Source organism: Billgrantia ethanolica, from assembly GCF_021404305.1.
GTDB classification, from domain to species: Bacteria; Pseudomonadota; Gammaproteobacteria; order Pseudomonadales; family Halomonadaceae; genus Halomonas; species Halomonas ethanolica.
This window is the reverse complement of the sequence record NZ_JABFTX010000001.1, coordinates 1,779,228-1,804,401: the sequence shown is the minus strand read 5'-3', so window position 1 is coordinate 1,804,401 and position 25,174 is coordinate 1,779,228. Positions and strand designations below refer to the sequence as shown.

Here is a 25,174-nt window from a genome sequence, read left to right as displayed (position 1 = left end):
TCTACGTAAAGAGCCAGTAACAAGCTGCCGGTAGAGCAGGCTATGGCACGGGATCGGGGATACGCATGCAGGGACAAGATACGCGCAGCCATAGTGGCGGAAATTTTTACTTTCTCGGTGAGCACGACCCAATCTTCCTGGAGCTTGCGGCCAGCGCAGAGCGTGCTTTCAGCCATGATCCCAATACCACCCTGATCAAGCTGCGCCAGCTCGGCGAAGCCATGGCCCAGGATATTGCGGCTCGTCTTGGTCTCGAACTAGATGAGCGCGTGAGCCAGCGCGATCTGCTTTACCGCATAGATACCGCGCTGGGACTCGACCCCACGGTGCGCGAACTCTTTCATACCCTGCGTATCGAGGGTAACAAGGCGACTCACCAGTTTCGCACCCAGCACCGCGAGGCAATCCAGGGGCTCAAGATCGCTCGTAATCTTGCCGTATGGTTCCACCGCGCTTTCGCCGACCCCGACTTCAAACCTGGCGCCTTCACGCCACCAGCAGACCCCAGTGCAGAGTTACGTGAGCTTCAGGCCGAAATGGAGCGCCTGCAAGGCGAATTGGCCAGTGCTACTGAGCAGGCTGATGCTCAGCGCAAGTTAGCCGAGCTGGAAGCCCGGGAAAAGCGGGAGTACGCCGAGCTGGCCGAGGCCATGGACGAGGAAGCACGGGCCTTGGCTGAGCAGTCACGAGCCCATCAGACCGAACTAGAGCGACGCGAGCGGGAGTTTCAGCGGCGCCTGGCTGAACAGGCCCGAGAGGGAGCCGAGAGTGAACCACCCAAGGCGATGCGCCGCCGCATCGGCCAGGCGAACCGGGCGCTCAACGTCCAGTTGGGGCTGGATGAAGAGCTAACTCGTCTACTGATCGACCAGCAGCTTCGGGAGTCCGGCTGGGAAGCCGATACGCAGGTGCTGTCCTGGAAGAAGGGCGTGCGCCCCGAAGCGAATCGTTACCTGGCCATCGCCGAGTGGGAACTTCCCAACGGCCAGCGTGCCGATTATGTGCTGTTCCATGGCCTAGTCCCCATCGGCGTAGTGGAGGCCAAGCGCCAGAACATCGATGTAGCCGGCAAGTTAGGGCAAGCCGAGCGCTATTCACGAGGCTTCACCGGGGCTTTTACGCCGAAGGGGGCGTTCGAGCCGGCCTGGGAGCGGGAAGGGCGCACTATTGCGTGGCCTGATGAGGGGGATGGCCACTTTTACGTGCCCTTCGTTTTCTCCTGCAACGGCCGACCTTACCTGCCGCAGCTTGCCGAGAAATCAGGCATCTGGTTTCGCGACGTGCGTGAGGCTGGCAATCTGGCGCGGGCGCTACCGCATTTTCATAGTCCCGAAGGTCTGCTCGACCGCCTGAAGCGAAGTCGCGCCCAGGCAGAGCAGCGGCTGCGCGAAGAGGGTTTTGGCTACCTGCGGCTGCGAGATTATCAGGAGCGGGCCATTCACGCCGTGGAAGGAGCTTTGCAGGAAGGAGAGCAGCGAGCCCTGCTGGCCATGGCCACCGGGACCGGCAAGACCCGTACCGTCATTGGTCTGATTTACCGTTTCCTCAAGACTGAACGTTTCCGCAGAATCCTGTTCCTGGTCGACCGCAACGCCCTGGGCAAGCAGGCGATGGATGCCTTCGACGAGGCGCCTCTGGAGCAGAACCACACACTCTCGCAGATCTACAACGTGGCCACGCTTGGCGACATGGCCGCCGAGGCCGAGACTCGCGTGCAAGTGGCTACCGTGCAAGCCATGTCACGACGCCTCTTCATGGCCGATGAGCCGCCACCAGTGGACACCTTCGATTGCATCATCGTCGATGAGGCTCACCGCGGCTATACCCTGGATCAGGAAATGACCGAAGGCGAGCTTGCAACCCGTGACACCGGCCAGTACCTCTCGCGATACCGTCAGGTTCTGGAGCACTTCGATGCCGTGCGCATCGGGCTCACCGCGACCCCGGCGAAGCATACCAGCGAGATCTTCGGCCGCCCGGTATTCACCTACTCCTATCGCGAGGCGGTGGCGGACGACTGGCTGATCGATCACGAGCCGCCGATCCGTTACGAGACGTTGCTCAGTCGCCACGGCATCCACTTTGCCAAGGGTGAAGCGGTGAGTGTCGTCGATGCACGTACCGGCGAGGTGGAAAGTGCCGAACTCGAGGATGAACTCGATTTCGAGGTCGAGGCCTTCAACCGTCGTGTGATCACCCCGGGTTTCAATGAGGTCATCTGTGCGCAGCTCGCCGAGGAGCTCGACCCCTTTGGCGAAGAGAAGTCACTGATCTTCTGCGCTACCGACCTGCATGCCGACATGGTCAAGCGGCTGCTGGACGAAGCGTTTTACGCCAAGTACGGCGACGCCTACAAGCAGGCAGCGGTGGCCAAGATCACCGGCAAGGCCGACAAGGTGGATGAGTTGATCCGCCGCTATAAAAACGACAAGTACCCCAACATTGCCATTACCGTAGACCTTCTCACCACCGGCATCGACGTGCCGCCAATCTGTCATCTGGTGTTCCTGCGCCGGGTGAAGTCGCGCATCCTCTACGAGCAGATGATCGGCCGCGCCACGCGCCGCTGCGACGAGATTGGCAAAACCGTGTTCTTCATCTATGACCCGGTGGATATCTACGCCGCGCTGGCAGCCGTCAACACCATGCAGCCGCTGGTGAAGGATCCCGGTATCACGCTGGAGCAGCTTCACGATGAACTCATCGATCCTGAGCAACTGGAGCGCGCTCTGGAAGTGCCTGGCGAACGGGAAGGGTTCAGCCACGCCGACGATCTGCTCGATCAGCTCAGCCAGAAGCTGATGCGGGTGATGCGCAAGGCCGGCAAGCGTGCCGAGAGCCGTGAGGACGTTCGCCAACTTCTGGAGCAGCTCGAAGAGAGCTGGGGCGTGGCGCCGCAGAAACTGCATAAGCACCTGCACGAACTCGGCCCCAAGCCCGCTGCCGACTTCCTGCGCCAACATGCCGGACTGCTGGCCCAGGTAGTTGAGGTGAAGCAGCTGATCGGCAGCGAGCGCATGCCTTTGGTCTACGAGGGCAAGGACGAACTGCTCGAGCGTAGCCAGAGCTACGGTGTACACGAGAAACCCGCCGACTATCTGGAGAGCTTCGATGACTTCATCAAGAACCAGTTGAACGAATCAGTGGCGCTGAGTGTGGTGGTCAATCGTCCCCGTGACCTCACTCGCGAAACCCTCAAGGAAGTGCGCCTGCTGCTGGACGGCGCCGGCTACAGTGAAGCCGCTCTGGAAAGCGCCTGGCGCAACGCAACCAACCAGGAGATCGCGGCCAGCATCGTCGGTCACATCCGCCGTGCCGCCCTGGGCGAGGCGCTGATTCCTTTCGAGCAGCGGGTACGCGAGGCCATGCAGCGCATCTATGCACTGCATCCCTGGACGCCCAGCCAGCGCAAATGGCTCGACCGCCTGGCCAGGCAGCTCACTCATGAAGTGGTGCTCGACCGGGCCTTCATCAACCAGCGCTTCGCCGATCACGGTGGCCTGAAGCAGCTCGACGCCGTGCTCGGCAACCATCTCGATGAGGTGCTGGATGCCCTCAACGACTCGCTATGGGAAGCGAGCTGACGTGTCCATGCCATCGACATGTCGCCGTGACATGTTCACGAAACGCGATTTTTTCGACATGTTCCCGGAACGTGTCGATGGTGTCGACATATCGGCAGGCAAGGAGAGCGCGAAAGTAAAATAGCGCAGGGTCTTATTTTATTTTCAGCTACAAATTAAAATAAGCCGCATCCTTATTTTAATCGAACCCCAGGTGAATCCATGGATCGCGGGCTGACAGGCCACTATGTAGACAGCATTGCTGGTGGGGTGCGCTGCCAGGCGTTCTTGCCTGATCCGCTTCCACCCCAGCCGCCCCTGACGCTGGATGGCAAGCTACAGCAGCGCATCAACCACGCCATGCTCTCGCTTGGACGCCTTGATGCCATCAGCACCCTACTGCCTGAAGCCTCGCTGTTCCTCTACAGCTATGTGCGCAAGGAAGCTGTCATGTCGTCGCAAATCGAGGGCACCCAGTCCTCTCTCAGCGACCTGATGCTCTACGAGATGGAGGGCATGCCGGGCGTGCCCATGGATGATGTGCAGGAAGTCTCCTGCTACGTGAATGCGCTGACGCTCGGCGTGCAGCGCATACGTGAGGGATTTCCCATCAGCCATCGACTGGTCATGGAGATGCACACCGCACTCATGACCTCGGGGCGCGGTATACACCGGGGGCCGGGAGCGTTTCGCAGCAACCAGGTGTGGCTGGGGGGGCATCGCCCAGATGAGGCGGTTTTCGTTCCGCCGCCGCCTCAGCATCTTGCCGAATGCTGGGCGGCGCTCGAGCGCTTCATCAACGACATTCCCGAGGCGACGGACCCGCTGGTCAAGGCCGCCCTGACCCATGTGCAGTTCGTGACCATCCATCCCTTCATGGATGGCAATGGGCGCCTGGGGCGCCTGCTGATTCCGTTGATTCTGGTAGAGGCCGGCATTCTCAAGGAGCCACTGCTTTATCTCTCGGTATTCTTCAAGCAGCATCGGCAGACCTACTACGAGCGGCTACAGCAGGTACGAGTAACCGGCGACTGGGAGGCCTGGCTGCTTTTCTTCGTGGATGCCGTTGCCCATACGGCCACTCAGGCAGTGGCTACCGCCCAGCAGCTCAACCAACTGCGGGAGCAGGACAAGGCCCGCCTGGCAGGGCTTGGCCGCCAGGCCGGCTCGGCAGGCCTCTTGCTGGATGCGTTATTCCAGCAGCCCATCGCCAACATCAGTCATTTATGTCAGCGCACGGGCCTGACACCCGCGACGGTCGGCAAGCTGCTCAACGCCTTGGAAAAAGAGCTCGGGATCGTCAATGAGCTTACCGGGCAAAAGCGTAATCGAATCTACGCCTACCGTGCCTATATCGATATTCTCAATCAGGACCCCTCATGACCCAGAATGACATCGTCCAGAAGCTGTGGAACCTCTGCGACGTACTGCGCGACGACGGCATCAACTACTCCGACTACGTCACCGAGCTGGTGTTGCTGCTGTTCATCAAGATGGAGTACGAGAACACCCAGGCCGGGCTGCTCAACGCCCATGCGCTGCCGGAGTGGGCCCGATGGCCGCAGCTGACCAGCCGCTCGGGCCTGGAGCTGCTCAACTACTATAAGCAGATGCTGCTCGACCTCTCGAAGAGCGAAGACCGGCTGATTGCCGCCATCTACACGGATGCCCAGACCCGGCTGAGGGAGCCGCGTCACCTGGAACAGCTGATCCGCGACCTGGACCGCATCGACTGGTTCAGCGCCCAGCGGGACGGCCTGGGTGATCTCTACGAAGGGCTGCTGGAAAAGAACGCCAACGAGACCAAGTCCGGTGCCGGCCAGTACTTCACGCCCCGGGCGCTGATCAACGCCATGGTGCGCTGCATCCGTCCCCGGCATGGCGAGACGATACAGGACCCTGCCGCCGGTACGGCAGGCTTCCTGATTGCCGCCGACGCCTATATCAAGCAGCAGACAGATGATCACTTCGACCTCGACGCCAAGGCCCAGGCTTTCCAGAAGCTCAAGGCCTTCGTCGGCATCGAACTGGTGCCGGGCACTCGGCGGCTGGCGCTGATGAACTGTTTGCTGCACGGCATGGAAGGTGACGACGAAGGCGTGGTGCACCTGGGCAACGCCCTGGGCGAGGCCGGCAAGGCGCTGCCCCGCGCCGACGTGATCCTCGCCAATCCGCCCTTCGGCACCGCCAAGGGCGGCGAGGCCAGCATCACCCGCGACGACCTCACGTTCCGCACCAGCAACAAGCAGCTCGCCTTCCTGCAGCATATCTACCGCGGGCTCAAGCCCGGCGGCCGCGCTGCCGTAGTGTTGCCCGACAACGTGCTGTTCGAGGCGGGGCAGGGCACCGAGATTCGTCGCGACCTGATGGAGAAGTGCCACCTGCACACCATCCTGCGCCTGCCCACCGGCATCTTCTACGCCCAGGGCGTGAAGACCAACGTGCTCTTCTTCACTCGTGGTACCGCCGAGAACCCGCATCAGGACGAGGGCTGCACCGACAGCGTATGGGTCTTTGATCTGCGCACCAACATGCCGAGCTTCGGCAAGCGCACCCCCTTTACCGAGGCCCACCTCAAGCCCTTCGAACAGTGCTACAACCCGGCGGGCAGCGATACCTTGGCCGAGCAGCTCGCTGCGCGGGAGGAGGGCGACTGGAGCTTCGGCGCCGAGGAGATAGAAGCCGACCGGGCTGCCGGCACCGATGATGCGAACGCTGGAGTAGACAATAAGTTGCAGACCTCCCGCTGGCGCAAGTTCAGCCGCGAGTGGATCCGCGACACCAAGGGCGACTCGCTGGATATCACCTGGCTCAAGGACGCCGACAGCCTCGCCGCCGAGAACCTGCCCGAACCCGACGTGCTCGCCGCCGAGGCCATGAGCGAGCTGACTGAAGCGCTGCGCGAACTTGACGGACTGATGGCCGCCCTCGGCAGCCAGGACGAGGCCGCAGCACAGAAGCGGCTGCTGGCCGACGCGCTGGGGCTTGGGGATGACGCCGCAAGCGAAGAGGTGAAGGCATGAGCGAGCGGGTGTTGCCGGAGGGGTGGGTGGAAACCACGCTTGGTCAGGTTGTGGAGTATGGCAAGGCGGAAAAGGCGACCCGTGAGCAGGTTGGTGACGATACCTGGGTGCTCGAACTGGAGGATATCGAGAAATCCTCCTCGAGAATTATACAGCGCCTGAATTTCAGCGAGCGCCAGTTCAAGAGCACCAAGAACCGCTTCAAGAAGGGGGATGTTCTCTATGGCAAGCTGCGTCCCTACCTTGAAAAGGTCGTGATTGCTGACCGGGATGGAGTTTGCACTACCGAAATCGTACCGCTTGACGCACGCCCTCACCTGGATAATCGATACCTTTTCTACTGGCTGAAGTCGTTGGACTTCCTCTCCTATGTCAATGAAGTGGGGTATGGCGTCAACATGCCTCGCTTGGGAACCAAGGAAGGAAAAGCCGCCCTGTTTGTTCTCGCACCTCAGGAAGAGCAAAAGATCATCGCTGATAAGCTGGATGAGCTACTGGCTCAGGTCAATAATCTGAAAGCTCGCCTGGATGCCATCCCCGCTATCCTCAAGCGGTTTCGGGAGTCGGTGCTGGCAGCGGCGGTGAGTGGGAAGCTGACGGAGGAGTGGCGAACAAAACTTGGGGGTGGTCTTAGCTCATGGAGGGAAATCGTTTTTTCAAAGATTTGCAAGGAAATTACTGTTGGCTATGTAGGGCGAATGGCTGATCGTTACGAGGATAACGGCATACCATTTCTTCGCTCGCAGAATGTTAGGGCTTTTCGGTTTTCTCCAGTAAACCTGCTTTATATATCCGAGGGGTTTCACAGGGAAATCTATAAGTCGAGATTAGAGCCTGGCGATCTCGCAATCGTTCGATCTGGCGCACCAGGGACAACTTGTGTGATTCCAGAGTCACTTGGCATTGCAAACTGTTCAGATCTGGTGATAGCAAGGCCATCAAGTGAGCTGATCTCCGATTTTGGCTGTATCTTCATGAATTCTGAGATTGCACAGAGAAATATTTTGGTTAATAAGGTTGGAGTGGCGCAACAGCATTTCAATGTTGGTTCAATGAAGAAAATGCCCATTAATTTGCCGCCATTGGAGGAACAGGCCGAAATCGTCCGCCGCGTTGATCAGCTCTTTGCCTTCGCCGACCAGATAGAGCAGCAGGTTAAGAACGCCCAGGCCCGCGTTGACAAGCTCACCCAGTCCATTCTCGCCAAGGCCTTTCGCGGAGAGCTGACCGCTGAGTGGCGCGCGGCCAACCCCGAACTGTTCAGCGGTGAGAATTCCGCCGAGGCGCTTCTCAAGCAAATCCAGTTATCCCAAAAAGGAAATAAAAAACTGCTTATTAGTCAGGAGGAAACGGTGTGGGGCTGAAAGTAGGAGAAGATTTAATCCTCTTTCGTTTGCCTCTTGGGGGAGTTGAGGTTTTGGAGGGGCTTGTTTTTTGTTATGGGCTTGAGTCTTATGGAGTGATTGCACCTAATCTCGGGAGCCTTCGCCCTCAGCTTACTCGTCAGGCCATCTATTCGTTTAAGGAGCTCCCCAAAGCAATTTACTTATTTGTGTCCGAGAGTCGAATAAAACGATTGGGTAGAGAGAGCATAGGGGCGTTCTTGCTGCAGCAGGCTGACGCCTATGTGTTTAAATGGAATAAAGATAATGTCGAGTCCAGGCTCCGCGCCCGGGGGTCTATGCCAAATTATCAAGAGGAGCGTGCTGATCACTACGTCAATTCCGATGGTGGCTGCTCGTGGGTTCATGACTCCCTTTACCGCCGCGCACTTGAGGCGGAGCGCCCACATGCACAAGCATTGGGATTCTATCAAGTGTTAGAATACGAGGCCCGTCGCCACGGGTTAGGGAGAGGTAGTGATCTTGCTGCATTAAAAAATTTATTAATGGATGTAAAGTCGCTGCCACATGAGTTATTGCATCAAGCATATTGCACGGCCTTTCCTGAAGGTGATGATGTCTATGGACTGAAAAGTCTAAAAGGAAAAATAGATCGTGGTAAGCTCGGCGAGGTAATTTACGAAGTGCTAAGAAATCCTGTCGTCCATGCTGGTGGGTATGGACGAAAAGACGAGATGGGAATACCACCATATTCACTTGAGCAATTCGCGCCAAGCTTCAAGCAGACAGTTTGTCTAACACGTGAGTTGGCACGTCACTTTGTTGCTCAATCTGGCAATTGCGCTGGATGAGCTGCATCTCAATTTTATCAATAGTGATACCGCAGTTGCGCAATCAGCAGCGCATTCTCCGTCACCTTATAAACGATACGGTGCTCGTCATTGATTCGCCGTGACCAGTAGCCTGCCAGGCCGTGCTTGAGGGGTTCCGGCTTGCCGATTCCTTCGAAGGGGGAGCGTTGGATCTCCTTGATGAGCTGATTGATCCTGCGGAGTACCTTCTTGTCGGTCTTCTGCCAGTAGAGATACTCCTCCCAGGCTTGCTCGGAGAATGTCAGCTTCATTCCTCGATGAGCTCCCGCTCTTGGCCCTGGTCATCTTCCAGTTGGGCAATGGACTCGAGCAGGCGGCGGGCATTCTTCGGCGAACGCAGCAGGTAAGCGGTTTCCTGAAGGGCTTCGTAGTCCTCCAATGACATCATCACTACGGAGTCGGCCTTGCTGCGGGTGATGATCACCGGAGCATGGTCATCACAGACCTGCTGCATGGTCTTGGCCAGATGGGTGCGGGCGGCCGTGTAGCTGATGGCTTCCATTCGCATTCTCCTGTACAGAAATTGGTACGTACAGGAAATTGTACCTATGGGGGCGGCGCAATGCCACTCTGCCAGCCGGCCAGTTCAGACCTTTCCTGTCATGGCGGCGTGCCGATTACCCGGTCCAGCTCCCGGTTGAATGCCGCGGGCCGGGCCATGTGCAGGAAGTGGTCGCTGCCTTCCACGATCACGGCGTCGAATTCGGGCAGCAGCTGCCGGTTGGCTTCGACGTCGGTTGGCCACAGGTCGGCGTTGATGGCGACTACCGGTACCGTCAGCTCCTCGAAGTGCTGCGCTGCTTCGCCCTCGACATGTCGGGTAAACATGTCCTGCATGGCGCTGGTAGCCACCTGAGGCGGCGCTGCCGCCATGTCCTGCACGATCCAGTCGCGCAGGCTGGCATCGGTCTCTTCCACGAACATCGAGGCGACGAAGTGGCGGGTGGCCGGGACGAAATCCTGCTGGATCGGCCCCAGCATTTCGTCGATCTGGGCCTCGGTGATTTCCTCCGCCACGTTGTGGAAGGTGTCGACGCCCACGATCCCGATGACGCGCTCCGGCATGAGGCGTGCCGCTTCCACGGCGACCGTTCCGCCCATGGAGTGCCCGATCAGCAGGGCCTGTTCCACGTCCAACTCCTCCAGCACCGCTTTGACGTCCTCGCCGAAGGCCGGCATGGTGAAGTCTTCACGCTCCTGGCCGGAATGGCCGTGACCGGCGAGATCGATGGTCACCACCCGATGTTGCTGCGAGAAGTACGGCACCTGCCCGCGCCAGTAGCGTCCGTCGCAGCTCCAGCCGTGGATGAACACCAGCGTGGGTTCGCCGCTGCCGTGAACCTCATAGGCGATCGGTACGCCGTCTGCCGATTCGGTCATTCGCGGCCAGTTCACTTCGGCTGCCAGCGCCTGGCCCGCCAGCGCCAGCAGCAGCGTCAGGCCCAGGTAACGCATACCGTGCAGTGCCAACTCCTTCATGCTGCCTCCTTCAATCGCTCCATGACTCATGCAGCATAGCCGAGCCAGGCCGCCTATCGACGTCTCTTCGAGCGGCTAGACACTCACCAACCACCCGCTCAGTAGCGGCTTGCGAGTCTCAATTCCTCCTCGACGGGCCTCACCTCGATGGTGCCAAGTCGCGCTGACGGCCAGCCGGCAGCAATCTCCAGGGCTTCCTCTTCTGACGCGACCTCGATCAGGAAGAAACCGCCTAGCTGCTCCTTGGTCTCGGCAAAGGGCCCATCGGTCATGGTGAGTTCGTCATGACGAACTCTCAGAGTGTGAGCCTTGGTAGCGCTCTGCAAGGCGTTGGTCAGGACCAGCTTGCCTCGTTTCTGCAGGTCGTCCACATAATCTAGGGTTTCCTGTAGTAGCTCATGCCACTGGGCTTCCGTCATTTCGCTGAATATTTGCTCTTCCTCATAGGCGAGACAGAGGTACTTCATGGGAGACCCTCGCGTTTGGAATGCCGACCCGTAGAAGATGGCGCACAGGATGGACCGGCGCAATGGAAGGACGACGAGAACTCAAAGGCTGACCAACCTAGCCCGGCTGGTGCCATTGCCCAGCGGCTCGACCTGGATCTGCACCGGGATTCTTTCGTGCATTTCCTGCACGTGGGAGATCACCCCGACGCGGCGGCCGAGGGCCTGCAGGCCGTCGAGCGCTTCCATGGCCAGCGCCAGCGACTGCGGGTCGAGGCTGCCGAAGCCTTCATCGATGAACAGCGATTCGATGACGAGCTCGCCCGAGGCCATGGAGGCGAGCCCCAGCGCCAGCGCCAGCGAGACGAGGAAGGTCTCGCCACCGGAGAGCGAGTGCACCGAGCGGCGCTCGTCGCCCATGTCGTGGTCCACCACCAGCAGGCCCAGCTCGCTGCCGCCACGGGCCAGCCGGTAGCGGCGGCTGAGATTGGCCAGATGGGCGTTGGCGTGCTCCAGCAGCTGCTCCAGGTTGTAGGCCTGGGCGATGCGGCGAAATGTCTTGCCGTCGGCGGAGCCGATCAGCTCGCTGATGCGCCCCCAGCGGACCTGTTCGGCACGGGCGGATTCCAGCTCGGTCTGGCCCTGTTGCTGGCGCAGGCGCCGACGGTCGTCGTCGCGCAGGGCGTGAACGGCATCGTCACGAACCTGCTGGGCTTCCGCCAGTTTGGGCTGTAGCGCCGCCTGCTGGGCATCCAGCGCCTCCCGGAGGCTGGCGATCCGGGCTTCGACCGCTTCGCTCAGCAGTTCGGTCTCGCTGTCGGCCAGCGCCCGCTCGCGACGGTGCTCGAGCAGGGCATGACGGCGCTCGGCGAGGCTGGCTTCGGTGCGTTGGCGCGCCTCGTCGGCATCGGCAAGCTCACGCTCCTGGCGGGCGGCCTCGTCCTCGGATTGCGCCAACAGCCGCGCCAGGGTGGTGTCATCCAACTGCGGATGCGCGTGGCGCCACTCGGTCAGTCGAGCATCCAGTGTGACCCGCTCCTGACGGAGCCCTTCGATACGCTCGGCCTCGTGACCGGCCTGCTGGGTGAGCCGGGCCTGCTCGCGCTCGGCGCCGTGGCAGCGCTCGATGGCCTGGTCGCGCTCACGGCGGGCGGACTCCTGGCTGGCTTCCAGCCGTTGCTGCCAGGCGTCGGCCGAGGCGTACTCGCCGAGCAGGGCCTGGAGCCGTTCGGCAAGTGACTGACGCTCCTGACGCAGGGGCGGTAGCTGGGCGTCGAGCTGGGTCTGGGTTTCCGCCAGCGAGGCACGCCGGGCCTCATGCTGGGCGCGTTCGAGCTCGACCTGGCGCAGGGCCTCTTCCAGCGGGCTCAGCGCCGCCTCGGCGCGGGCCAGCTCCTGCAGCGTACGCTCGGCCCGTTCACGCTCGGCGGCGCTGTGCTGGCGCTGGTGAGCGAGCCAGGCCTCGTGCTCCTCTGGTGTAATAGTGGCCAGCTCCGCGTGCAGGGGGTGCCCGCTCAAGGCGTGCCGGGCCTGAGCCAGTCTCTCCTCGGTCTGCTGCAGCTCCTGCCGTTCGCGTGTGATCGACGCCAGCGCGGCGCGGTACTCGCCCTCGAGTTCGCTGCGTGCCAGTTGGGCCTGCTCAAAGGTCTGTCTGGCCTCGGCCAACTGTGCCTCTTCCTGCTCCTGTTGGGCGGCCAGTTGGGCTGCCTCCGGGGTGGCCGGCGGTCGGTGACGGAAGGGGTGGTCGTGGCCGCCGCAAACCGGGCAGGGCTCGCCTTCCCGCAGGGTTTCGCGCAGCCGTGCCACGCTCTCGCTGCGGGCGGCACGGCTGCGCTCAACGAAATCGCGCAGGGTGGCGTAGCGCCGGTCGCTGTCGTCGAGCCGCTCACGGGCGGCCTTGCCCTGAACGGTCAGTTCGGCCTGTCGCTTCTCATCCCCGGCCAAGCGTTCGCTCAGCTGACGCTGGGCCAGCTCGGTGTGCAGAAGCTCCTGCCAGCGGCTGGCCAGTTCCTCCAGCGCCAGGCCGCGGCGGGCGGCGCGGTCATGGGTCTGCTGTGCCGCCTGGCGGGCGGCATCGAGCCGCTCATGGCTGCCCATCAGTTGGCGCAGGGTGGTCTGCCATTCGTCGCGCCGGCGTTGCAGTTCGTGCAGCCTGGCCGCAGTGACCCGATGCTGCTGGACGAGAGTCTCTGCCTGCTGGCGGCAGCTCTGATGACGGGATTCGAGCTCGGCCAGCTGACGCTCCAGGCTGGCCAGCGCCTGGGCGTGTTCCCGCGCCTCGCGCAGGCTCGGTTCGGCCTGCTGGCGGGTCTGGCTGGCGGCTTCCAGTTGGCGGGTGGCCTGGTCCCGGGCCTGCTCGGCCTCGGTTTGCAGGACGCGGGCCTGCTCGAGAGCCTCTCGAGTCCGGAGATGTGCCTGCTCCAGCGCGGCGACTTCGTCCGGCAGCGCGGCCTGGCGCAGCAGGTGGTGGCGCTGGGGCGCAAGCAGGCGGCGACAGTCGCGGTCGGCGCGGGCTGCGGCCAGCGCCTGCCAGCGTGTATCGGCCTCGTGCTGCTGGCGAACGCCATCGTGATAGGCCTGGCGCAGCCGTTCGTCGGCGCTATGCCACTGTCGCTGGGTGTCGAGCTCCCTGGCCTGTTGCTGCAGGTCGGCCAGGGCCTGCTCGGCGGTTTCGGCTTGGTGTTCCAGCGCGCTGCGGGCCTCGGGCTCGGCGGGCAGGTCGTCGGCAAGCTTCGTCTGCAGGGCATCGACCTGTCGCTTCGCCGTGATGGCCCGCCGGTAGGCGGCTTCGGAGATGCGCGAATACTCGGCGGTGCCGGTGAGCCGTTCCAGCAGGTCGCTGCGCTCATTGTCATCGGCCTTGAGGAAGGCGGCGAACTCGCTCTGGGCCAGCAGCACGGCGCGGGTGAACTGATCGAAGGTCAGCCCCAGGCGCTCCGGCAACAGCTCGGCGAACTCGCGCTTCTGCGCGGTGAGCAGGCGTTCGTCGTCGAGATCGGTGAGCGACTGCTCGACCGCCTGCAGGCGCCCGCTGGCCTTCTCGCGGGCGCGGCGCACGGCCCAGCGGGCGCGGTAACGACGCCCGTCGCGACCGAGAAAGTCGACTTCGGCGTAGCCGCCGGCGGTGCCGCGGCGCAGCAGGGTGCGCGGGTCGGCGGTGCTCACCGTCTCGCCTTCCACGTCGGGCAGCGGCGCGTTCTGGCTGGGCGCATGACGTAGCCGCGGCGTGCTGCCGTAGAGAGCCAGGCACAGGGCGTCGAGCAGGGTGCTCTTGCCGGCGCCGGTGGGGCCGGTGATGGCGAACAGGCCGGCATCACTGAGCGGTGGCACGGTGAAGTCGAGCTCCAGCGGGCCGGGCAGGGAGGCGAGGTTGGCCAGGCGCAGGGCGAGAATCTTCATGGGTGGCGCTCCCCGCTGTGCTGCTCTTCGTGGGTGTCGAGCACGTCCTGCAGCAGCTGGTCGAAGTCGGCCAGCACGTCGTCGCCGGGGGGCTCGCCCCACTGTTTCTCCCAGATGCGCTGAAACAGCTTTCTCGGCCCCAGCTGCTGCAGATCGACTCGCTCCGGCCTGCCATCGGCTGCCTGCTGAGGCAGGCGCCGCTCCAGGCGCAGCAGGCGCACGGCCTTGCTGTCGAGGGCCGTTTCCACCCGGGCGCGCAGGTCGGGTACGGGGGCGGTGAGGGTGACGCGCACTTCCAGCCAGGGCCATTGTTCCCGTGGCACGGCGGGGTCGTGGGGCAGCCCCTCGAGCTCCGCCAGCACCGCGTCGAGTTCGCCGGGGCCGACACGCTGCATGGCCACGGGGCGCGGCACGGGGATCGCTTCCGTGGTGGCCAGGGTTTCACCATCCAGCACCGCTTCCACCACCTGATGCGGGTAATTCACCTCGCTGAAGTCCAGCGGCAGGGGACTGCCGCTGTAGCGGATGCGCGCCTCGCCCACCTGCTGGGCGCGGTGCAGGTGGCCCAGTGCCACGTAGGCGATGTCGGCGGGAAAGAGCCCGGCGGAGATCGACTCCTCGCCGCCGATGACGATGGGCCGCTCGCTGGCCTCGGAAACGGCGGCGCCGTGCAGGTGGGCGTGGCTCATGGCCACCAGCGCCTGGCCGGGTGCGCGCCGCTTGCGGGCGGCGTCGATCAGCTGCTGGTGAACGCGGGAGATGCCGGCCACGTAGTCATTATGTGAGCTGCCGTTACGAGGGCTGTCGTTACGGGCGCTGTCGTCATGCGGAGCACCGTGCTCCGCCTCGCTTTCAGTATCGCGGGCCAGGCCGCGGCCGGTGACCTCGGCGGGGCGCAGGAAGGGCAGCGCCAGGCACCAGGCGCGGGTCTCGCCGCTGGCGTCGGTGAGCGGCAGCAGCAGGCGCTCGGCGTCGAGGCTGCCGTCGTCGAGCCAGCTCACCCGTCCCAGAGCGTGAGTGCGCAGCCGGCGCATCAGCGGCGCCGGCAGCTCGATGCGATTGCCACTGTCGTGGTTGCCGGCGATCAACACGATGTCGAGTGCCGGCAGGCGCTCGTGGGCACTGACGATGAAGTCGTAGAGCAGCGCTTGAGCCTGCAGCGAGGGATTGACCACGTCGAAGACGTCGCCGGCGACGAGCAGGGCGTCGGCCTCGCGTTCGACGAGGGTGTCGAGCAGCCAGTCGAGAAAGAGACGGTGTTCGGCGTGGCGCTCCTGGCCGTGAAAGGTCTGGCCCAGATGCCAGTCGGCGGTATGGATCAGCTTGAGCACGGTATCCCTCGTTGTCGGTTCTGCGCCGATGATACACGAAGCCATCGCCGCGCCGTCGTACCGCCTGGTCTTGGGAAGTGACCTGTGACCGCCTACACTGCGGAACAGTTTATGTTGCAAGGATGCCAAGGATGACGCCACTGCATGAATGGACCCCCACGCCGGAGAAGGCCATCGCGCTGCAGCGCGAGCTGGCTCCACGCATCGAGCGCGAGGACCGCCTGGCACCGGTGCGCCATATCGCCGGGGTCGACATCGGCTTCGAGCAGAATGGCGAGATCACCCGGGCGGCGGTGGTGGTGCTGGCCTGGCCCGGCGATCCCATGGTCGGTTTCGAGGTGGTGGAGCAGGTGGTGCACCGCGAACCGACCCGCATGCCCTATATTCCGGGGTTGCTCTCCTTTCGTGAGATTCCCGCGGCGCTGGCGGCCTTCGGTAGACTCGCCACACGGCCCGAGCTGGTGATGGTCGACGGCCAGGGCATCGCTCATCCACGTCGTCTCGGCGTGGCCTCGCACCTGGGGCTGTGGCTCGACCTGCCCACCATTGGCGTGGCCAAGTCGCGCCTCTGTGGGGTGCACGACGAGGTGCCGGAGGCGCGCGGCGAATGGACGCCGCTGCGGCATCGCGGCGAGACGATCGGCGCGGTGCTGCGTACCCGGGTGGGCGTCAAGCCGGTGTTCGTCTCGCTGGGGCACCGCATCAGCCTCGCGACCTCGCTCGACTGGGTGGTGAAGTGCCTGGGCCGCACCAAGCTGCCGGAGCCCACGCGGCTGGCCGACAGGCTCGCCTCGCGGCGCGGGCACATGCCGCGACCGGCGGATTGAGCCCCGCTGCTCGCTGGCTCGGGTATACTGCCTGACCTTTTTTTGCCGACGAGGCCCATCATGCCCGACACCCTGACGCCCGCCTGCGCTGCCACTCGTGACTGGGTCGAGGGCTTCGTCGTGGCCCACAACGTCTGCCCCTTCGCCCGCCGCGAGCTGCTGGCGGAGAGCATCCGTTTCGTCGAGGAGGCGGCAAGCGAATGGGAGCCCGCCCTTGAGACGCTCATCGCAGAGTGCCGCCGGCTCGACGCCTCGGCCGCCATCGAGACGACGCTGCTGGTGCTGCGCCCGGGCCTCGAGGACTTCGATGACTATCTCGATTTCCTCGCCGTGGCAGAGGCGCTGCTGGTCGAGCAGGGCTATGAAGGCATTTACCAGTTAGCCAGCTTCCATCCCGACTACTGCTTCGACGGCGCCGAACAGGACGACCCGGCCAACTTCACCAACCGCTCGCCCTGGCCCATGCTGCACCTGCTGCGTGAGGCGGGGCTCGAGCATGCCCTGGCCCACTACCCGAACCCCGAGGCGATTCCCGAACGCAACATCGAACGCATGCGGCAGCTCGGCAGCGAACGTCTGGCCGCCGAGTTGACGGCTCTGCGTAACCGGGTCCACCCGGACCGAGACTAGACGATATCCAGCGGCACCTTGCGCCCAGGCGCCGGAAACGCCGCGTCGAGCCGGGCCAGGGCCTCGTCGCTGAGTTCGACCTGGAGGGCGGCGGCATTCTGTTCGACGTGCCGCGGCTGCACCGCCTTGGGGATGGCGATGACGTCGCGTCGGTCGTTCAGCGGGCGAATGGCCCAGGCCAGCAGCAGCTGAGCGGGGCTCATGCCGAGCCCGTCGGCCACTTCTCTCACTACCGGATGGCCGAACAGGTCCTGGCGCAGCTGGCCGGCTTGGGCCAGCGGGCAGTAGGCCATCAGCGGCATGTCGAGGCGCTGCATCTGCGGGCGAAGGGCATGTTCGATGCCGCGCGAGCCGAGATGATAGAGCACCTGGTTCACCGCACACTCTTTGCCGCCGGGGAGTGCCACCAGCGAGTCGAGCTCGTCCACGTCGAAGTTGGAAACCCCGTAGCGGCGGATCTTGCCTTGCTCACGCAGGCGCTCGAAGGCTTCCAGCGTCTCCTCCAGCGGAATGCTGCCGGGCCAGTGGAGCAGATATAGGTCGAGATGGTCGGTGCCCAGGCGCTTCAGGCTGCGCTCGCAGGCGGTGATGGCGCTGTCGCGTCCGGCGTTCCAGGGGTAGACCTTGGAGACCAGGAAGGCCTGGTCGCGACGACCGACCAAGGCTTCGCCGACGACTTCCTCGGCGCCGCCATCGGCATACATCTCGGCGGTGTCGATCAGCGTGAGGCCCAGCTCCAGGCCCTGCTGCAGAGCGCGCACCTCGTCGCTTCGCGGTGCCAGACCCTCGCCCATGTACCAGGTCCCCTGGCCGATGGCGGGCAAATCGAGAACGGGAGCATGAGCGGTGGCGGGCAGGGTCACGTGTGGTGTGCGGTGGTCGGTCATTGCTGGCCTGCAAGTATATTTTGGAAAATATTTTCAAAATTATTCGCCAAAGAGATGGCGAAGACAAGTCGATGCGCTATGGTGAGGGAGTGACAGCGTCCATGACGCTGTCGGCGTATCTATTGCCTGTTCTCCCATCGCAAGGAGTCGACTGACATGAGCATCAAGAAAACCGGAAGCGCTGTGTGGCAGGGTAGCTTGAAAGAGGGAAAGGGTCAGGTCTCCACCGAGAGCGGTGTGCTAGATGACGTGCCCTACAGTTTCGCCAAGCGTTTCGAAGGTGAAGCCGGCTCCAACCCGGAGGAGCTGATCGGCGCTGCACACGCCAGCTGCTACTCCATGGCGCTCTCCATGATCATGGGCGAGGCGGGGCTGACTCCCGAGCGCATTGCCACCGAGGCTGCCGTCACCCTCGCGCAGGACGACAGCGGCTTCAGCATCAGCAAGATCCACCTCACCACCCGGGTACGCAGCCCGGGCGCCGATGAGCAGGCGTTCCAGGACGCGGCCAACAAGGCCAAGGAGGGGTGCCCGGTCTCCAAGCTGTTCAAGGCCGAGATCACGCTGGACGCTTCATTGGAAAGTTGAGTCGTGCTTCGTGCTTCGTGCTGCCTGCGGCCACCCAAGGGTGGCCGCTGTCATGTTCAGGGCATACCGCGCCGCGCGGCATCGACCAGGGCGCGAACCAGCCGCTGCTGGGGGCGGTTGAAGATCAGCCACTCGGGATGCCACTGCACGCCGATCAGGAATTCGTGCTCGCTCGATTCGATGCCCTGCACCAGGCCGTCGCGGTCGCGGGCGACGATCTCGATACCGCGCCCCGCCTCCTGCACGGCCTGGTGATGCAGACTGTTGATGCGGCACCAGCTCACCTTGAGGATGCGGCGCAGCTGCGTGTCGGCCACGATGTCCACAGTCTTGCGCGGCAGCACGGTGCGACGGCGCTTGAGGCCCTCGTGGGTGGTGTAGATGTCGGGGTCCAGAGTGCCGCCCAGGTGGACGTTGAGCATCTGGGCGCCGCGGCAGATGCCCAGCACCGGCTTGCCCTGAGGAATGAAGCGCTCCATCAGTTCCAGCTCCAGCTCGTCGCGCTGAGGGTCGAGGCGCACGTCGAGCTGCACCTCACCACCATAGAGATGGGCCTGGATGTCGTCGCCGCCACCGATGATCAGGCCATCCAGAGCTGCCGGAAGCGGTCGTGATGGAGAGAGTCGCAGTGGCCGCCCGCCGTGTCGCCACACGGCGAACCAATCGAACCACCAGGCGATACGACTCTTGTAGTCCGACGTGGTGATGCCGATGAGGGGGCGTGTCATGAGGGAGAGCGGACCTCCTTGATCCAGTTGCGCAGCTTGCCTGCCATGCGCGTCATCAGCGACTGGGTGTTGAGTCTGACGAATCGAGTGGCTCGCTCATGGAGTTCCCTGCGGTCGGCGGCGAGCCGTTCGACGGCGACCCAGCGGTTCCACTCCACCACCGCTCCCCAGCCGCGCTGCGAGAGCTGGGCGTTGGGCAATCGATAGTGAAAGGTCGGCCTGGGCTTGATCAGGGTGTTGTGAATCAGTGGGTCGGGGTAATCGGGACGCAGATAGGCGAACAGCGGGTAGAGGTCCAGCTCACGATTGCGCGTCGGGTTGAAGCCGATGTAATCCGCGATCAGCGTATCCAGATCGGGGGCGTAGTCCGGAGACAGCACCTGGATGGCGTAGTGCTTGGGAAAAGGATTGGCATGCGGCAGCACCTCACGGGTGATGTCGATGTCGATCTCCTTGCGCAGCCAGGCGGCCATCAGCAGATAGGCCTGCAGCTGACGCAGCAGGTAGTCGGTCTCCAGGCTTGCCACCTCGGGGTTGAGGTGCAGGCCGAAGCCATACAGCAGGCTGGCGTCGGTGCCCTTGGCGCCATGGGCATGCAGCGCCGTGAACAGGTTGTCGAGCTTGTCCAGTTCGTTCCATGGCACCGGCGGACAGACGATCTCGGTCGGCACCAGACCCATGACCACGTCGCCGATCAGTTCGCGGGTCTTGTGATGGAACTCCATGCGCATCTGATGCCGCTGTCGCTCCCACTCGGTATCGCTGTGTGGGGCCTGCTTGGTCACTCGGCTGTCGGGATGGGCATACTGGGTATCGAGTTCGATGACGAACTCGCCCCAATGGGTATTCACCACCTTGAGACGATGAGGGCTGACCTGCTGGAGCTCACCGCCGAACAGGTCGCGCACCAGTTCGCCCGTCTGCTGGGGTGGGAGTCCGGCAAACTCGATTTCGACACCGATCCGGCGGGTTCTACCCTGAACGTTCAGCGGCTCGGGTGGTGATTGCGGCAGCATGAAGGCATCCTGTGCGACTCGAGAGTCTGAACGCCAGCCTAGCACAGAGCGGCGAAAAGCCGTCAGGGACCGAACCTTGCTCTACTGTTGTCCCAAGGCTTGGCACAACGGACGAGGGAGTGTAAGCGATGCCAGTTGGTTTCATCCGAGCGGGACTCGCCGGCGTTGTGCCGGCCATGATTCGGCTCGGGCTGTTGTTGGGTCTGCTGCTTGCGGCGGGAGCGCTGCATGCTCAGACACTGTCCTTCGGCGGGCTGGGCCAGGAAGAGCAGGCCCCGGAGGAGACCCACGATGCCGAGTCGTTTCAGCAGTCGCTCAACGAAGTGATTGCGACACTGGAGGACGAGGAGCGTCGCGGCGCGCTGCTGGGCGAGCTGCGTGACATTCAGCAGGCCCACGGTGAGCACGCTGCGGACGACGGTGCGATTCAGCGTCAGGGATTGCTCGGGGCCTTGGCCGAAACGATCAGCGAGTTCGGTGAGCAGGCCGAGGCGGGCGAGTCGCCGATCGACGACTGGCAGCGTCAGCTGGAGCAGGGCTGGGCGGAGCTCAGCGAGCTGATGGTGGATACCGGCACCAACACGCTGGTGCGTTTCGCCATCGACAGCGCCGTGATGCTCGGCATCTGGGCAGGCCTGCTGGTGATCCTGATTGCCTTGGGCAGGCTTCTGTTCAAGCGACGCGAACTGCCGCTCGACCTGCCGCGCGAGCCGCGTGGCTGGCTGCTGGCGCTGCACTTCCTGCGGCGCATGCTGCCCTGGGCGCTTGCGTTCCTGCTGGTGATGGGGCTGGTGCAGGTGCTGCCGCCTAGCCCGGGACGCACTCTGGCCCTGATCGTGGCCTATCTGGCGCTGTGCGGCCGCACGCTCTCGGTGGTGGTGGAGTGCGTGGTCTCGGTCTTCACTCGCGGCCATCGCTTCCCTGCGGTGCTGATCCTGCAGCGCAAGTCACTCAGGATGCTGTTCGTGATCGGTGCCCTGATCGCCCTTGGCGATGCGCTCAATGCCGCACGCCTGTCGCTCATTGTCGGCGAGGAGCTGGCAGCGCTGGGCTCGGTGCTGACCAACATGCTGGCCGCACTGCTCAGCATCCGCTTCATCTTCAAGTTCAAGCGTCCGATCCGGCACCTCATCCGCAACCGCTCCTGGCGCGTACGCCGTGAGGGCGGCAGCGGCATCGAGCTGGCGCGCATCGTCGGGGAGCTGTGGCACGTGCCGGCGCTGCTGGTCGTTGTGGGGTCGCTGCTGGCCATCTTCGTTACCGTGGGCGACGTGGGGGGTGCCTTGGCGCGTTCGATCGTCTCCGCGGCACTGCTGGTACTGACGTTGGTGATCACCGGGTTGATTCAACGTCACGGCGAGCGCCGCGGCAAGCGTCGCCGCCTCAGCGAATATCGCCGGCGCCTGGAGCGCTTCGGCTACGCGCTCTCCCATGTGGTGGCGTGGATCGTCTTCGCCGAGCTGTCGCTGCAGGTGTGGGGCGGTTCGCTGTTCGGCCTGGGCCGCGAGGGCGTGGCCGGGGTGCGTATCGGCCAGGCGCTGCTGGCGCTGGGCTTCACGGTGCTGCTGGCCTGGCTGGCTTGGATCTTTGCCGATACCGCCATTCAGCGCGCCCTGATGTCTTCCGCCCGCTCGCGGGGGCGGCGAGTCAATCAGGCGCGGGCCCAGACCATCACGCCGATGATCCGCAACGTGATGTTCGCCACCATCGTGATCATCGCCGCCATCGTGGGCCTGGCCAACCTCGGCGTGAACGTCACGCCGCTGCTGGCCGGTGCCGGCGTGATCGGCCTGGCGGTGGGCTTTGGCGCCCAGACCCTGGTGCAGGATCTGATCACCGGCATCTTCATCATCATCGAGGATTCGCTGGCGGTGGACGACTTCGTGCAGATCAACGGCCACATGGGCACCGTCGAGGGGCTGACCCTGCGCACCGTGCGGCTGCGAGACCTGGACGGCATCCTGCACATCATCACCTTCAGCGCCATCCAGTCGATCCACAACATGTCGCGCCATTTCGGCATCGCCTTGATGCGCATCCGCATCCCCCACACCATGAAGATCGACGACGCCATCACCCTGATGCAGGAGACCGCCCAGGAGCTGCGCCAGGACCCGATGATGCGACATCACATCTGGTCGCCGCTGGAGATGCAGGGCATCGACCGCTTCGACGAGGGGGCCGCCGTGCTGCGCATGCGGTTCCGCACCGCACCGGTGATGCAGTGGGACGTGGCGCGTGCCTTCAACCTGCTGCTCAAGCAGCGCATGGAGGCTCAGGGCATCGATCTTGGCCTGCCGCGGCTGAGCGTCAGCATGGAGGGCCAGCCGGGCGACCCCATGACGGACGAGCCGGCACCGGACGATGGCAACGCGACCACCTTGCGCGATGCCAAGGGGCGGTCGCCGGGCGAGGCCGGCATCGCCGACCCCGAGGGGACGACCAATCCACAACGCGCCTCGCCCGACTCTTCATAGCGCTGTGCGGGCATGGGCCGGTCTGCATTGGCGTGCGGGCCGGTTTTCCCCGTACTATGAACGTCATACGGCCTCATCCAGGCCTCTGGCACGAGGAGACGGGGCGACGTGATCACCGTCGAACGCAAGGACAGCTTTCACCTCAAGATTTCCCGCGTGCTGCAGGAGGAAACCTCGCACCGGCTCGATCTGTTCCTGTTCGTTCCCGGCGAGCTTGGGCTCAACGAGCACGTCATCTCCGAGGATGCTTTTTACTACAGCGGCATTCACGTCAAGCGCACCTACTACAGTGACAAGCACCACCTGCCGCTGGTGCTCAGCCGCCTGGCCAGCCGCGGCAAGCTCAGCACCGAACAGTATCGTCTGAGCCTGAGCCTCTATGCCTACCAGTACGTGGTGGCGTTGGAGCGGGCGACCCAGAGCCTGCTCGACACCGCACGCAAGGTAAAGAAGGCCGAGGGGGAGGAGCGGGATGAAGCGGGCGAATCCGGCTCCGAGGAGAGCAAGGGCCGCGAGGAGGAGAATCGCGAGATGCTCTCCGATCCCACCTCGGTGGGGCTTGAGGAGCGCCTCGAGGAGCTCTGCGAGCTGGCCCAGGGCATTCTACGTCGTCTGCGCCGTAACCGGCCCGGTGAGGACAACCTGCTCAAGTACTACGCCAATATCGATAACTACCTATCCTGGTTCACCGAGCAGCAGTTGCTGGCGCTGCTGGCCCACCTGCCGCGTGGGCGCAACTACCGGGCCATCCGCGAGCGCCTGCTGGAGATCGTTCAGGTCGAGGGCGAATACCGCGATCAGGAGGAATACAACGCCTCGCGGGTGACGCGTGATCCGACGCGGATGTCCAACAAGATGCGCCTGCTGCGGCGTCTCATCGAATACCCGGTCACCTTGAAGCAGAAGAGCCAGGAGCTGGGCAGCGCGGAGCAGAAGGCGGTGAAAGGACTCGCCACCGGGCTGGTCATGATCTTCGTCTCGCTGGGGCTGCTCCAGGCGCGCGATGCCTGGGGCAACATCACCGCGCTGTTCGTGCTGGCCATGGCCGTGCTCTACGCCATGCGTGAGGTGTTCAAGGACGATCTGCGCAATACGCTGTGGCGCTGGCTGCGCAAGGGGCGCCCCAAGTGGCGGCGGCAGTACTTCGACGCCACCAGCAATGCCATGGTCGGGCGCCAGCTCGAATGGTTCGATTACAAGCGCTTCAGCAAGCTCGACGAGCAGATCCAGCGCGTGCGCCAACGCAACGTGGCGCAGCGCGAGGAGGTGGTGCTGCACTATCGTTCCAGCTCACGCATGTCGCCGACCCGTTTCCTGAGTGGCTATGAGCAGACCCGCGAGACGCTCTCCTTCGACCTCTCTCAGCTCACCCGCCTGATGGACAAGGGCAGTCACCATGTCTACCGGCTCAAGGACGGTCAGGTCAGCAGGGAGTCGGTGGAGAAGCGGCATCTGCTCAATCTGGTGGTACGTGAAGAGGTCGCCCATGCCGAGCCGATTCTGCAGCGCTGGAAGATCGTGATGAGCCGCTCGCGGATCGTCGATGTGGTCAAGGTGCATCAGGAGGGCGGGGAAAAGCGCACGGCCGACAGCGAAGCCCTCGCCAAGGAAGCTCTCGCCAAGGAAGCATTGAATCTTCATCGCATATGAGGATTTGTCGTGTCGGGATTGCTGCAAGTCAAGTCGGCTGGTGCCACGCTCTGCTACTTTCTGAAATGTAGAAAATTGTGACGCCGAAAAAGTCGGACTAGATTTCAAGCAGGGACCAGCCAGGAGAATCCCGCCATGCATGCTGTCGATGTCATGACCCCAAGGGTCATCACCGTGTCACCCGAGACCGACGTTCGGGAAATCGCACGCCTGTTGCTCGAGCATAACATCAGCGCTCTGCCCGTGGTGGATGACGAAGGCAAGGTCCTCGGCATCGTCAGTGAGGGCGATCTGATGCGCCGCGTCGAGAACGGCACCGAACGGCGCAAGTCCTGGTGGCTCAAGTCCATCTTTGCCGGCGCCAACAATGCCAGCGAGTACATCAAGTCCCATGCCCGCAAGGCGCATGAGATCATGACGCCCAATCCCGTCACCATCGGCGAGGACGAGCCGCTGCACCGCGTGGCCAAGCTGCTCGAGAAGCACCATATCAAGCGGGTGCCGGTGGTACGTGACGGCAAGCTGGTGGGTATCGTCAGCCGTGCCAATCTGCTGCGCGGCTTCTCGATGACCGCACCGGATGCTGCGACGCCGGCTACCACCGACGACCGCGAGATCCGCGATGCCATTCTCAAGGAAGTCGAGGAAAATACCGGGGTCTGGGTCGATCGCATCAACGTGATCGTAACCGAGGGCGCGGTGCAGGTCTGGGGCCTGGTCGAGAGCCAGGAGGAGAAGATGGCGGTCCAGGTCGCCGTCGAGAACACCCCCGGCGTGAAGTCCGTGGAGAACAACCTCGGCATGCTGCCCCGCGGGGTCGGTCACTTCTAACCGTAACGGGGGCCGTATCGTCAACGTCCAACGCAAGCGGGGCGGCCCTGAGGCCGCCCCGCTTGCGCGAATGACGAGCCGGTC

At 63.5% G+C, this 25,174-nt stretch carries 20 protein-coding genes; 11 read left to right on the top strand and 9 right to left on the bottom strand.

The window, feature by feature from the left end; translation table 11 throughout:
- Nucleotides 1-65: 65 nt before the first annotated feature.
- From hsdR to mauJ, 5 genes are all read left to right on the top strand, one after another.
- Nucleotides 66-3,584, top strand: a complete 3,519-nt coding sequence (gene hsdR, locus HOP53_RS08270; protein WP_234269572.1) for a type I restriction-modification system endonuclease — start codon at nucleotides 66-68, stop codon at nucleotides 3,582-3,584.
- A gap of 201 nt (nucleotides 3,585-3,785) precedes the next feature.
- The gene (locus tag HOP53_RS08265; RefSeq protein ID WP_234269571.1) at nucleotides 3,786-4,946 is read left to right on the top strand and encodes a Fic family protein; all 1,161 of its coding nucleotides are present in this window, start codon (nucleotides 3,786-3,788) and stop codon (nucleotides 4,944-4,946) included.
- Nucleotides 4,943-6,586, top strand: coding sequence for a class I SAM-dependent DNA methyltransferase (locus HOP53_RS08260; RefSeq protein WP_234269570.1), 1,644 nt, complete (start codon nucleotides 4,943-4,945; stop codon nucleotides 6,584-6,586). Before HOP53_RS08265 ends, HOP53_RS08260 begins: the two co-directional genes overlap by 4 nt.
- Nucleotides 6,583-7,950, top strand: coding sequence for a restriction endonuclease subunit S (locus HOP53_RS08255; protein ID WP_234269569.1), 1,368 nt, complete (start codon nucleotides 6,583-6,585; stop codon nucleotides 7,948-7,950). The genes HOP53_RS08260 and HOP53_RS08255 overlap by 4 nt, the downstream gene beginning before the upstream one ends.
- Complete coding sequence (mauJ, locus tag HOP53_RS08250; RefSeq protein WP_234269568.1) at nucleotides 7,941-8,780, top strand: methylamine utilization protein MauJ; 840 nt, start codon at nucleotides 7,941-7,943, stop codon at nucleotides 8,778-8,780. The genes HOP53_RS08255 and mauJ overlap by 10 nt, the downstream gene beginning before the upstream one ends.
- Before the next feature lie 17 nt (nucleotides 8,781-8,797).
- Here mauJ and HOP53_RS08245 read toward each other — a convergent pair whose 3' ends face one another.
- From HOP53_RS08245 to HOP53_RS08220, 6 genes are all read right to left on the bottom strand, one after another.
- On the bottom strand, nucleotides 8,798-9,052 hold the full coding sequence (locus HOP53_RS08245; RefSeq protein WP_234269567.1) for a Txe/YoeB family addiction module toxin: 255 nt from the start codon (nucleotides 9,050-9,052) through the stop codon (nucleotides 8,798-8,800).
- The gene (locus HOP53_RS08240) at nucleotides 9,049-9,303 is read right to left on the bottom strand and encodes a type II toxin-antitoxin system Phd/YefM family antitoxin (RefSeq protein ID WP_234269566.1); all 255 of its coding nucleotides are present in this window, start codon (nucleotides 9,301-9,303) and stop codon (nucleotides 9,049-9,051) included. The genes HOP53_RS08245 and HOP53_RS08240 overlap by 4 nt, the downstream gene beginning before the upstream one ends.
- 98 nt (nucleotides 9,304-9,401) lie before the next feature.
- Nucleotides 9,402-10,280, bottom strand: a complete 879-nt coding sequence (locus HOP53_RS08235; RefSeq protein ID WP_234269565.1) for an alpha/beta fold hydrolase — start codon at nucleotides 10,278-10,280, stop codon at nucleotides 9,402-9,404.
- A 98-nt stretch (nucleotides 10,281-10,378) separates the two neighbouring features.
- Nucleotides 10,379-10,747: a YciI family protein gene (locus tag HOP53_RS08230; protein WP_234269564.1), complete on the bottom strand. Its 369-nt coding sequence runs from the start codon at nucleotides 10,745-10,747 to the stop codon at nucleotides 10,379-10,381.
- A gap of 81 nt (nucleotides 10,748-10,828) precedes the next feature.
- Complete coding sequence (locus tag HOP53_RS08225) at nucleotides 10,829-14,125, bottom strand: AAA family ATPase (protein WP_234269563.1); 3,297 nt, start codon at nucleotides 14,123-14,125, stop codon at nucleotides 10,829-10,831.
- Nucleotides 14,122-15,456, bottom strand: coding sequence for an exonuclease SbcCD subunit D (locus HOP53_RS08220; RefSeq protein ID WP_234269562.1), 1,335 nt, complete (start codon nucleotides 15,454-15,456; stop codon nucleotides 14,122-14,124). The genes HOP53_RS08225 and HOP53_RS08220 overlap by 4 nt, the downstream gene beginning before the upstream one ends.
- A gap of 131 nt (nucleotides 15,457-15,587) precedes the next feature.
- Between HOP53_RS08220 and nfi the strand changes: the two genes are divergently transcribed.
- Both nfi and HOP53_RS08210 read left to right on the top strand, forming a co-directional pair.
- Nucleotides 15,588-16,283 carry a deoxyribonuclease V gene (gene nfi / locus HOP53_RS08215; protein WP_234269561.1) on the top strand — a complete coding sequence of 232 codons (696 nt, stop codon included), beginning with the start codon at nucleotides 15,588-15,590 and terminating at the stop codon, nucleotides 16,281-16,283.
- Nucleotides 16,284-16,343: 60 nt separating this feature from the next.
- Entirely contained in the window at nucleotides 16,344-16,913 is a 570-nt protein-coding gene (locus HOP53_RS08210; RefSeq protein ID WP_234269560.1) for a DUF1415 domain-containing protein, read from the top strand.
- Here HOP53_RS08210 and HOP53_RS08205 read toward each other — a convergent pair.
- Entirely contained in the window at nucleotides 16,910-17,800 is an 891-nt protein-coding gene (locus HOP53_RS08205) for an aldo/keto reductase (protein WP_234269559.1), read from the bottom strand. The two genes, HOP53_RS08210 and HOP53_RS08205, sit on opposite strands and share 4 nt — an antisense overlap.
- A gap of 156 nt (nucleotides 17,801-17,956) precedes the next feature.
- Here HOP53_RS08205 and HOP53_RS08200 point away from each other — a divergent pair, with 156 nt between their 5' ends.
- On the top strand, nucleotides 17,957-18,388 hold the full coding sequence (locus tag HOP53_RS08200) for an OsmC family protein (protein ID WP_234269558.1): 432 nt from the start codon (nucleotides 17,957-17,959) through the stop codon (nucleotides 18,386-18,388).
- A gap of 56 nt (nucleotides 18,389-18,444) precedes the next feature.
- Here HOP53_RS08200 and HOP53_RS08195 read toward each other — a convergent pair whose 3' ends face one another.
- Both HOP53_RS08195 and HOP53_RS08190 read right to left on the bottom strand, forming a co-directional pair.
- Nucleotides 18,445-19,116 (bottom strand): gamma-glutamyl-gamma-aminobutyrate hydrolase family protein, encoded by a 672-nt coding sequence (locus HOP53_RS08195; protein ID WP_234269557.1) that lies wholly within the window; start codon nucleotides 19,114-19,116, stop codon nucleotides 18,445-18,447.
- The gene (locus HOP53_RS08190) at nucleotides 19,113-20,132 is read right to left on the bottom strand and encodes an amidoligase family protein (protein ID WP_234269556.1); all 1,020 of its coding nucleotides are present in this window, start codon (nucleotides 20,130-20,132) and stop codon (nucleotides 19,113-19,115) included. Before HOP53_RS08190 ends, HOP53_RS08195 begins: the two co-directional genes overlap by 4 nt.
- 128 nt (nucleotides 20,133-20,260) lie before the next feature.
- Here HOP53_RS08190 and HOP53_RS08185 point away from each other — a divergent pair, with 128 nt between their 5' ends.
- The 3 genes from HOP53_RS08185 to HOP53_RS08175 all read left to right on the top strand — a co-directional run bounded on the left by HOP53_RS08185 (nucleotide 20,261) and on the right by HOP53_RS08175 (nucleotide 25,090).
- Complete coding sequence (locus HOP53_RS08185; protein ID WP_234269555.1) at nucleotides 20,261-22,609, top strand: mechanosensitive ion channel domain-containing protein; 2,349 nt, start codon at nucleotides 20,261-20,263, stop codon at nucleotides 22,607-22,609.
- A gap of 108 nt (nucleotides 22,610-22,717) precedes the next feature.
- Nucleotides 22,718-24,259, top strand: a complete 1,542-nt coding sequence (locus HOP53_RS08180; RefSeq protein ID WP_234269554.1) for a hypothetical protein — start codon at nucleotides 22,718-22,720, stop codon at nucleotides 24,257-24,259.
- A 135-nt stretch (nucleotides 24,260-24,394) separates the two neighbouring features.
- Nucleotides 24,395-25,090, top strand: a complete 696-nt coding sequence (locus tag HOP53_RS08175) for a CBS domain-containing protein (protein WP_234269553.1) — start codon at nucleotides 24,395-24,397, stop codon at nucleotides 25,088-25,090.
- The last annotated feature ends 84 nt before the right edge of the window (nucleotides 25,091-25,174 follow it).

Excerpts from the sequence above, each read along its gene's own strand:
- hsdR (WP_234269572.1), top strand. The coding sequence starts at position 66 with ATGCAGGGACAAGATACGCGCAGCCATAGTGGCGGAAATTTTTACTTT.
- HOP53_RS08265 (WP_234269571.1), top strand. The coding sequence starts at position 3,786 with ATGGATCGCGGGCTGACAGGCCACTATGTAGACAGCATTGCTGGTGGG.
- HOP53_RS08260 (WP_234269570.1), top strand. The coding sequence starts at position 4,943 with ATGACCCAGAATGACATCGTCCAGAAGCTGTGGAACCTCTGCGACGTA.
- HOP53_RS08255 (WP_234269569.1), top strand. The coding sequence starts at position 6,583 with ATGAGCGAGCGGGTGTTGCCGGAGGGGTGGGTGGAAACCACGCTTGGT.
- HOP53_RS08245 (WP_234269567.1), bottom strand. The coding sequence starts at position 9,052 with ATGAAGCTGACATTCTCCGAGCAAGCCTGGGAGGAGTATCTCTACTGG.
- HOP53_RS08240 (WP_234269566.1), bottom strand. The coding sequence starts at position 9,303 with ATGGAAGCCATCAGCTACACGGCCGCCCGCACCCATCTGGCCAAGACC.
- HOP53_RS08235 (WP_234269565.1), bottom strand. The coding sequence starts at position 10,280 with ATGAAGGAGTTGGCACTGCACGGTATGCGTTACCTGGGCCTGACGCTG.
- HOP53_RS08230 (WP_234269564.1), bottom strand. The coding sequence starts at position 10,747 with ATGAAGTACCTCTGTCTCGCCTATGAGGAAGAGCAAATATTCAGCGAA.
- HOP53_RS08225 (WP_234269563.1), bottom strand. The coding sequence starts at position 14,125 with ATGAAGATTCTCGCCCTGCGCCTGGCCAACCTCGCCTCCCTGCCCGGC.
- nfi (WP_234269561.1), top strand. The coding sequence starts at position 15,588 with ATGACGCCACTGCATGAATGGACCCCCACGCCGGAGAAGGCCATCGCG.
- HOP53_RS08210 (WP_234269560.1), top strand. The coding sequence starts at position 16,344 with ATGCCCGACACCCTGACGCCCGCCTGCGCTGCCACTCGTGACTGGGTC.
- HOP53_RS08205 (WP_234269559.1), bottom strand. The coding sequence starts at position 17,800 with ATGACCGACCACCGCACACCACACGTGACCCTGCCCGCCACCGCTCAT.
- HOP53_RS08200 (WP_234269558.1), top strand. The coding sequence starts at position 17,957 with ATGAGCATCAAGAAAACCGGAAGCGCTGTGTGGCAGGGTAGCTTGAAA.
- HOP53_RS08195 (WP_234269557.1), bottom strand. The coding sequence starts at position 19,116 with ATGACACGCCCCCTCATCGGCATCACCACGTCGGACTACAAGAGTCGT.
- HOP53_RS08190 (WP_234269556.1), bottom strand. The coding sequence starts at position 20,132 with ATGCTGCCGCAATCACCACCCGAGCCGCTGAACGTTCAGGGTAGAACC.
- HOP53_RS08185 (WP_234269555.1), top strand. The coding sequence starts at position 20,261 with ATGCCAGTTGGTTTCATCCGAGCGGGACTCGCCGGCGTTGTGCCGGCC.
- HOP53_RS08175 (WP_234269553.1), top strand. The coding sequence starts at position 24,395 with ATGCATGCTGTCGATGTCATGACCCCAAGGGTCATCACCGTGTCACCC.